The following is an 8,210-nucleotide window of genomic DNA, read 5'->3' on the forward strand; positions in this document are numbered from 1 at the left end:
TCTCGCTGATGAGCAGGCCGGCCAGGAAGGCGCCCAGGGCCATGGAGAGCCCCGCCAGCCCCGTCAGCCAGCTCACGCCCAGCGCCAGGAAGAGGGTGATGCCCGTGAACAGCTCCGGCGTGCGCGCGGCGGCCACCGTCCGCAGCACGGGCCGCAGCAGCAGCCGCCCCGTGATGATGATGAGCGCCATGGCCCCCAGCGCCTTGGCCGCGGCGATGCCCAGGCTGGGCAGCAGCGATCCGCCGGCGCGCCCCAGCAGCGGCACGATGGTCAGCAGGGGGACCACGGCCAGGTCCTGGAGAAGGAGGACGGCCAGCGCCATCCGCCCGGCCTGCGTGTGCGCGTCGCCGCTTTCCTCCATCATCCGCAGCACCACGGCCGTGGACGAAAGCGCCAGGCCGCCGCCCAGCACGAACGCCTCGGCGCCGCCCAGCCCCGCCATCCGCGCCAGCCCGTAGAACGCCGCACCGGTGATGACCACCTGCAGCGTGCCCATGCCAAAGACGTGGCGGCGCATGGCCAGCAGCCGGTCCAGCGACAATTCCAGGCCAATGGCGAAGAGAAGAAAGACGACGCCGAACTCCGCCAGCGTCTCCACGGCCTCGGTCTCGTGGATGAGCCCCAGCGCGTGCGGGCCAATGAGCAGGCCGGCCAGCAGGTACCCCAGCACGGGGGTGATGCGCAGCCGCCGGAACAGCGGCACCACCACGATGGCCGCGGCCAGGATGATGAGCGTGGGTTGAAGCAGGTGAAGCTCTTCCATTGTGCGGCGTGCGTTCGGTGCGTCCGGGCCGCCGGGAGAGGATCCCGGACGGGCACGTACAAGGCTAGCATAGGGTAAAGGTACGCTACCGCACAATGGGGCGGATTGCGGGGGAGGAATTGAGTTCGCGGAGGGGAGATCCTGCCCGGGCGGAGCGCCCCCCTCCCCGACCCTCCCCCACAAACTGCGTGGGGGAGGGAGGTGGCTCCCGCACCAGGGCGGGCACCCGGACGCGACCCGGCGGTTGCAGGCTGTCCGCCGTCCCCCGAAGGACACATCCACCGGCCAGCCCCGCGCCCCTTACAGCCCGAACGCCGCGCGAATCCGGTCGCGGTACGGCCGGGTAGAGGTAAGACGGGTGCCGTCGTCCAGCACGAACTGGTACTCGCCCGCGCCCCACGGCTCGATGCGCTGCACCCGGTCCACCGCCAGGATGGTGCTGCGGTGCACGCGCAGAAAAAGCCGCGGGTCCACCTCCTCTTCCATGTCCGCCATCCGCGCCCGCACCAGGAACGTGCCCCGGCGCGTGTGCAGCCGCACGTAGTTGTCCGCGGCCTCCATCCACGCGACCTCGTCCGCCCGCACCACGGCGAACACCTCGCCCGTGCGCACGGCAAAGCGGTCCCGCCAGGCGCGGCCGGGACGCACGTCGCGCATCAGGTTCAGCAGGGCCGGGTCGGGGTCGAGATCGGGATCGGGCGCGCGGGCCAGGCGCGCGCGGACGCGGTCCAGCGCCACCGCCAGCCGCTCCGCCGACACCGGTTTCATCAGGTAGTCCACCGCGTTGGCCTCGAACGCGTGCACGGCGAACTCGTCGAACGCCGTCACGAAGACCACGGCCGGCATGTCCCCCGCGCCCAGCGCGGAAACGACGCCGAACCCGTCCACCCCCGGCATCTGCACGTCCAGCATCACGAGGTCCGGCCGCACGGCGGCGATCATCTCGATGGCCGCGGCGCCGTTCTCCGCCTCGCCCACCACCTGCACGTCGCCGTGCGCGGCCAGCAGCGTGCGCACCCGCAGCCGCGCCAGCACCTCGTCGTCCACGATCAGGGTTCGCACGCGTCCCTCACTCCTCCGTCCAGGGCCCGTCCACGGGGATCTCCATCCGCACCCGCAGCCCCCCGCCCTCCGCGTTGGAAAGCGAAAAGTCCGCCCGCGGGCCGTACATCGCCTCCAGCCGCTCCCGCGTGTTGGCCAGCCCCACGCGGTCCCCCGGCGCCGTCCATCCCTCCGGCAGCCCCGGCCCGTCGTCGCGCACCTCCAGCCGCAGCCGCCCCGTGAGGGCGTCGCGCCGGGCCGTGACGTCCACGCGCCCCCGCCCCACGCGCGCGATGGCGTGGCGGATGGCGTTCTCCACCAGCGGCTGCAGCAGCATGTGCGGCACGGGCACGTCCAGCGCGCCGCGGTCCGCGTCCACCCGCACGGCCAGTCCGCGTCCACCCGCACGGCCTCGATGTCCGTGTACAGCGCCACCAGGCGCAGCTCGCGCCGCAGGGGCACCACGGCCTCGCCCTCGCCCGACGACGACTCGCGCAGCAGCTGCGACAGCCGGGACAGCATGCTGCCCGCGGCGGCCACGTCCACGTGCGCCAGGGTGGCGATGGACTGCAGGGTGTTGAAGAGAAAGTGCGGACGAAGCTGCAGGTCCAGCACGGCCATGCGCGCCCGGGCCAGCTCCGCCTCCAGCCGCTGCGCCCGCTGGCGGTCCGCGTGGGCGTGCCGGGCCGCCCGCGCGCCCACGCCCACGATCAGCCCGTTGACGGCCACCATGGCGATGACGGGAAGCTGCCCCAGGCGCCCCCCGAACCACAGCGCGTTCAGGGAGCAGGGAAGCCAGCGCAGCAAAAGGCAGTTGGCCACGTCCTGCACCGTGGCCACCACGCTGATGGCCGCCAGCGCCGCCAGGGCGGCGGGCGCCAGGTGCCGCGGCGCCGTGGAGGGAACGCGGCGGCTGATCCACAGCGACACGGCAATCGTGGACATCCACATGACGAGCATGGACATCCCCCGGGCCAGCGAGCGGGCCAGCGCGGCGCCGTGCGGCGTGCCGGCGGCCAGGTCCAGGTAGAGCGCCCCGGCGGCGTACGCCCCGAAGGCCACGGCGCCGTACGCCGCCACCCAGCGCCACGGCAGGTCCATCCCCTCCGCCATCCGCTCGCTCACGCGTCCTCCCGCGCCGGCAGCTCCACCACGACGGCTCCGCCGGGGGCCGGCAGCACCTGCCACGACTCGCCGCGGGCGTTCACCACGCCCCGGAGCTCCGCCGCCGCGCGCGCCGGGTCCGCCATGCCGCCCAGCCGCAGCGCCAGCCGGCCCGCCGGCGTGACGGAGGCGTGCAGCGACAGGGGCGCGCCGCACGCGCGGGCGGGGACCAGCACCTCCACCAGGGCCAGCACGCCGGCGTGGGGGACGGGAACGGATTCCGCCGCGGGCTCCATGACGACCCGGAGGACGGGCGCGTTCTCCGCGGGCGCCATCCGCAGCGAGGCGTGGACGAACTCCACCTCGCGGGCCAGGGGCACCCGTCCGGCGCGGGTGCCCCGCAGGGCCAGGCGAAGGAACTCCGCCACCCGCACGAGGCTTTCGTCCGCGCGGTGCGGGTCCTCGCGCATCTCCCGCCCCACGCGGTCCAGGCTTTCCAGCAGCAGCTCCGGGCGAACGGCCTGCTGCGCGGCGCGCAGGCGGGCCCCCGCCAGCTCCGCCTCCATCCGGGAAAGCTCCACCTGCTGCTCGCGGCGCCGGCGCAGGCGGCGCAGCCCGGCGCCCAGCCCCACGAAGGTCACGCTCATCACCAGCAGGCCGGGCAGGTCCCGGGCAAGGGCCTGGTCCAGAGGAAACACCTGCGCGCCCGCCCGGACCCACAGGGGCCGCTCCACGATCACCACCCCGCAGACCAGGGCGGCCAGCGCCACGGCGGTCCCCACGGCCCGGGCCCGGGTAGGCGCGCGCCGAAACGCCACGCCCCGTCCCACGAGGGTGGCGGCCGTCCCCAGCAGCGCCCAGCGCACGGTGGTCATGATCCCCAGCGCGACGGCCGTGGACGGCGGATAGTCGCCGTACGCGGGAAGCTGGTAGGAGATGCTCCACACGCACGCCATGCACACCAGCGCCCCCGCCGTGGCCAGGCCGGTCTCCCGCGCGGAAAGCGCCCCCGGCGGGAGCAGACCGGGCGCCGCGGAGGTGGATGACGGAGCGGGGATGGGGGGCACGCGACGGTTCTGCGGGTTGAGCGATGGGGATCTTCCGCGCGCGATGTAACGAGCGAGGCGGGGGATGCTTGACGGATGACGAAAGATGATGCCGCCCGGCCCGTTCGTGAAGCCAGCGCGAGCGCGTCACGATCTCGCGTTTTCCACGACGGCGCCACGGTCAACCACCTGTGATGATTCCGCCTGTCCGCGCCGGCCCGCCCGGAGATCAACCCCTCCCGCGCCGCGACGGCCCGAGCGGACGGCGACGACGGAGGCGGATGGCACGAGCGCGGCCGCGTACGCTCTCCACCCCGTCCGCAGCGCCGCAGCTCTCCCCCTCCCCCGCGGAGCGGGGGCAGGGGGCCGGGGGGTGGGGGCCCTTCGCGGGCGAGAGACATCCTGCCCTTGAGCACGTACCCGGAGCCCGCGACGAAGGTCTCCCCTCTCCGCGAGGAACGAGCGGGAGGGGCCGGGGGAGGGGCGGGCTGCTCCCGGCGCGAAGCATCCGGATGTCCGCGCCGAAGTTCTCCTTCCCCCATGCCGTTTAGGGGAAGGGCCGGGGATGCGGGGCGCTCCGCGATCGGACCAATGCATCCCCTTCCACGCTGATCTTCAGCCCGCCGCCCGTCCCGTTTCCACCTCCCCCGCCCTAACCCCCGCTCCCGCCACGACATCCGTCTGTCCGCCGTTCATCGTCCGCTCATCCCGGACCATTGACGCGCGGGGCTCGTGTGTATACCTTTCCGTCGCGATGAATAATTATACTCGAGCGCGGATCGGAATCCTGGGGGCGGGCGGATACACGGGCCGGGAGCTGGCAAGGCTCCTGGCCCGTCATCCCCTGGCCTCCATCGGCTGGGCGACGTCGGAGTCGGACGCGGGCAAGCCGCTGGGCGACGTCATCCCCGGCGTGGACGGTCCGGCCCTCGTCCGGGCGGACGACGCGGACCTGGCGGGCGTGGACTGCGTGGTGAGCTGCCTGCCCCACGGCGACAGCGCCCGGTGGATGGAGCGGGTGCGCGCGGCGGGCGTGCGCGGCATCGACCTCTCCGCCGACCTGCGCGTGCCGGGCGCGTCGACGCCGGACTGGGCCCGGGAAGCCGTCTACGGCCTGCCCGAGCTGCACCGGGAGCGGATCGCCGGCGCGGCGCTCGTCGCCAACCCGGGGTGCTACCCGACGGCGGCCATCCTGGCCCTGGCGCCCCTGCTGTGGCGGGGCCTGATCGCCGGGCCGGTGATCATCAACGCGGCGTCGGGGGTGACGGGGGCGGGGCGCTCGCCCAGGCGCGAGCTGCTGTTCGCCGAGATCGCGGAGAGCTACAGCGCCTACGCCGTGGGCAACGTGCACCGCCACCTGGCCGAGATGCGGTCGCAGGCGGACGGGCTGGCGGGAGGCGCGGCGCCGGAGCTCGTCTTTACGCCGCACCTGCTTCCCGTGAAGCGCGGGATCCTGGAGACGATCTACGTCACCCTGACGGGGCCGGTGGACGACGCACGACGGATGTGGGCGGATGATTATGCAGGCGAGCCCTTTGTCCGGGTGATGGACGGCCGCATGCCGGCCCTGGCGGACGTCACGGGATCCAACCGGGTGGCCATCGGCGTCGCGCCCGTGCAGAACGTGTCGGTGCCGATGCTGACGATCGTCTCGGCCATCGACAACCTGGTCAAGGGCGCTGCCGGCCAGGCCGTGCAGAACCTGAACCTGCTGTTCGGCTGGAGCGAGACGGAGGGGCTGGCGTGACGCGCATCGTCAAGATCGGGGGCAACCGCGCGGACGACGGCGGATGGATCCGCGAGGTGGCCGCCGGCATCGCCGCCAGCAACGTGCCGACGGTGCTCGTCCACGGCGGCGGCAAGGACGTGACGGAGCTGCAGCGCGCCGTGGGCATCGAGCCGGAGTGGCGCGACGGGCTGCGGGTCACCACGCCGCGGGTGATGGAGGTCGTGCGGATGGTGCTGAGCGGCGGCGTGAACAAGCGCTGGGTGGCCGCCCTGATGGACGCCGGCGCGGACGCGCTGGGCATCAGCGGCGAGGACGGCGGGCTGCTGCGGGGTGTTCCGCTGCAGGGCGGCGCCCTGGGCCGGGCCGGCGAGGTGACGGAGGTGCGGACGGCGCTGCTGGACGCGCTGCTGGCGCAGGGGCTGACGCCCGTGGTGAGCCCCGTGACGCGCGGCCCGGACGGCGGCGGATTGAACGTGAACGCGGACGACGCCGCCACGGCGGTGGCCATGGCCATGGGCGCGGCGGAGCTGCTCTTCGTGAGCGACGTGCCGGGGGTAAAGGCGCGGGGGGCGTGGGTGGATGCGCTGGACGCGCAGCACGCCGCGGCCCTGCTGGAAAGCGGCGAGGCGGCCGGCGGGATGCGCCCCAAGCTGCGGGCGGCCATGCGGGCGCGGGCCGCCGGGGTGGGCCGGGTGCGCATCGGCGCCCTGGAGATGCTGACGGATTCCGGCGCGGGAACGCGCATCGAGATCACACGGGAGACGGCCCATGCCGGCGACTGAGACGCAGACCCAATCCGCCCTCCTGGGCGTGTACAAGCCCTCCGGCCCGACGTTCGTGGGCGGCGAAGGCTGTGAGCTGATCGCGGAGGACGGCCGCCGCTTTCTGGACTTTACCAGCGGCATCGCCGTCAACGCGCTGGGCTACGGCGACCCGGACGTGGCCGCGGCCATCCGCGGGGCCGTGGACGCCGGGCTCATCCACACGAGCAACCTGTTCCGCACGCAGCCCGCGGCGGAGCTGGCGGGGTGGCTGGCCGAGCACTCGTTCGCGGACCGCGTGTTCTTTTGCAACAGCGGCGCGGAGGCCAACGAGGGCGCCATCAAGTTCGCGCGCCGCCTGGCCGGCGAGGGCCGGCACGAGATCATCGCGTTCCGCAACGGCTTCCACGGCCGGACGATGGGCGCGCTGGCCGCCACGGACCGCGCCGCGTACCAGGACCCGTTCCGCCCGCTCATGCCCGGCGTCGTCTTCTGCGACATCGGCGACACGGCGGAAGTGGACCGCCTGCTGGCGCGGGGAAAGACGGCGGCCGTCCTCATCGAGCCCATCCAGGCCGAGGGCGGCGTAAAGCCCGTGCCGGCCGCGTTCCTCAAGTCGCTGCGCTGGCTGTGCGACGAGGCGGGGGCGCTGCTCATCATGGACGAGGTGCAGACGGGGCTGGGCCGCACGGGCACCCTGTGGGCGCACGAGGCGGCGGGCGTGGCGCCCGACATCATGACGCTGGCCAAGCCGCTCGCCGGCGGCCTGCCCATGGGCGCCGTGCTGGTGACGGAGGCCGTGGCGTCGGCCCTCAAGCCGGGCGACCACGGATCGACCTTCGGCGGCGGCGTGCTGGTGGCTTCGGCGGCGCTGGCGGCGTGCCGCAAGATCGGCGCGGAGCCGTTCCTGGCGGAGGTGCGGCGCAAGGGGACGCTGCTGGCGGACCTGCTGGGCGCCCTGGCCCTGCGCCGGCCCAACGTCCGCGCCGTGCGCGGCGCGGGGATGATCTGGGGGGTGGAGGTGGATGACGCGGCGGGGATCGTGGCCCGCGCGCAGGATGCGGGCTTGCTGCTGGTGAGCGCGGGAGCGGATGTCGTCCGTCTGCTTCCCCCGCTGGTGATCTCTGACGACGAGCTGCGCCGCGGCGTCGCGGTGCTGGAGGAGGCGATTCCGTGCTAGTACAGATCGCACCCCCGGTTTCCGCGGGGCTCAAGGGCCTGCCGCCGGTGGACCCCAACGGACCGGTGTACGTCCGCGCGGCGACCATCGCCGACATGCTGCAGGTGGAGCCCATGATCAACGGGTTCGCCGCGCAGAACCTGATGCTGCCCAAGACGCGCGAGCAGCTCGTGCGCCTGTTCCGGGAGTTCGTCGTGGCGGTGGACGAGCACGGCCGCGTGCTGGGATGCGGCGGCCTGCGGATCTTCTCCCCCACGCTGGCGGAGGTGATCTCGCTGGCGGTGGACCCGGCCACGCAGGGGATGGGCATTGGCGGCCGCATCGTGGACCAGCTGATGGAGGACGCGGAGGAGCTGGGCATCGACACGGTGTTCGCCCTTACGCTGCGCGACGGCTTCTTTCACCGGCTGGGCTTTCGCACCGTGCCCAAGGAGATGTTCCCGGCCAAGGTGTGGAGCGACTGCCGCAACTGTCCCAAGCTGCACGCCTGCGACGAGATCGCCGTCGTCAAGGAAGTGCGCGTGACGCCCGGGGCGTCGCACTGGGAGTGAACGGCAGTGCGAAAGTGCGGGAGTGCGAAAGTGCG

At 73.6% G+C, this 8,210-nt stretch carries 8 protein-coding genes and 1 pseudogene; 4 read left to right on the forward strand and 5 right to left on the reverse strand.

Features of this window, described 5'->3' with window-relative positions:
- The 5 genes and pseudogenes from VFZ20_RS08195 to VFZ20_RS08205 form a co-directional block, all read right to left on the reverse strand.
- On the reverse strand, window positions 1-763 hold a 763-nt coding region (locus VFZ20_RS08195; protein WP_329683367.1), incomplete at its 3' end, for a cation:proton antiporter.
- Between the two features lie 300 nt (window positions 764-1,063).
- Entirely contained in the window at window positions 1,064-1,825 is a 762-nt protein-coding gene (locus tag VFZ20_RS32900; RefSeq protein ID WP_414682927.1) for a LytR/AlgR family response regulator transcription factor, read from the reverse strand.
- Between the two features lie 7 nt (window positions 1,826-1,832).
- A complete protein-coding gene (locus VFZ20_RS32905; RefSeq protein ID WP_414682928.1) occupies window positions 1,833-2,141 on the reverse strand; it encodes an ATP-binding protein in 309 nt (102 codons plus the stop codon).
- A 71-nt stretch (window positions 2,142-2,212) separates the two neighbouring features.
- Window positions 2,213-2,917 (reverse strand): annotated as a pseudogene (locus tag VFZ20_RS32910) (histidine kinase); the annotation flags it as partial.
- An 8-nt stretch (window positions 2,918-2,925) separates the two neighbouring features.
- Window positions 2,926-3,975, reverse strand: a complete 1,050-nt coding sequence (locus VFZ20_RS08205) for a histidine kinase (protein ID WP_329683369.1) — start codon at window positions 3,973-3,975, stop codon at window positions 2,926-2,928.
- 733 nt (window positions 3,976-4,708) lie between these two features.
- Here VFZ20_RS08205 and argC point away from each other — a divergent pair.
- From argC to VFZ20_RS08225, 4 genes are read left to right on the forward strand one after another with little or no spacing between them, the layout of a single operon-like run.
- Window positions 4,709-5,701: an N-acetyl-gamma-glutamyl-phosphate reductase gene (gene argC, locus VFZ20_RS08210; protein WP_329683370.1), complete on the forward strand. Its 993-nt coding sequence runs from the start codon at window positions 4,709-4,711 to the stop codon at window positions 5,699-5,701.
- Window positions 5,698-6,465, forward strand: a complete 768-nt coding sequence (gene argB / locus VFZ20_RS08215; protein WP_329683371.1) for an acetylglutamate kinase — start codon at window positions 5,698-5,700, stop codon at window positions 6,463-6,465. The genes argC and argB overlap by 4 nt, the downstream gene beginning before the upstream one ends.
- A complete protein-coding gene (locus VFZ20_RS08220; RefSeq protein ID WP_329683372.1) occupies window positions 6,452-7,624 on the forward strand; it encodes an acetylornithine transaminase in 1,173 nt (390 codons plus the stop codon). The genes argB and VFZ20_RS08220 overlap by 14 nt, the downstream gene beginning before the upstream one ends.
- A complete protein-coding gene (locus tag VFZ20_RS08225) occupies window positions 7,618-8,175 on the forward strand; it encodes an N-acetyltransferase (protein WP_329683373.1) in 558 nt (185 codons plus the stop codon). Before VFZ20_RS08220 ends, VFZ20_RS08225 begins: the two co-directional genes overlap by 7 nt.
- The last annotated feature ends 35 nt before the right edge of the window (window positions 8,176-8,210 follow it).

The sequence above is a fragment of the Longimicrobium sp. genome (assembly GCF_036280135.1).
In the GTDB taxonomy this organism is placed as follows: domain Bacteria; phylum Gemmatimonadota; class Gemmatimonadetes; order Longimicrobiales; family Longimicrobiaceae; genus Longimicrobium.

What these genes read in the sequence shown, in the direction of transcription:
- VFZ20_RS32905 (WP_414682928.1), bottom strand. Translation starts at nt 2,141, where the DNA reads ATGCTGCTGCAGCCGCTGGTGGAGAACGCCATCCGCCACGCCATCGCG.
- VFZ20_RS08220 (WP_329683372.1), top strand. Translation starts at nt 6,452, where the DNA reads ATGCCGGCGACTGAGACGCAGACCCAATCCGCCCTCCTGGGCGTGTAC.
- argC (WP_329683370.1), top strand. Translation starts at nt 4,709, where the DNA reads ATGAATAATTATACTCGAGCGCGGATCGGAATCCTGGGGGCGGGCGGA.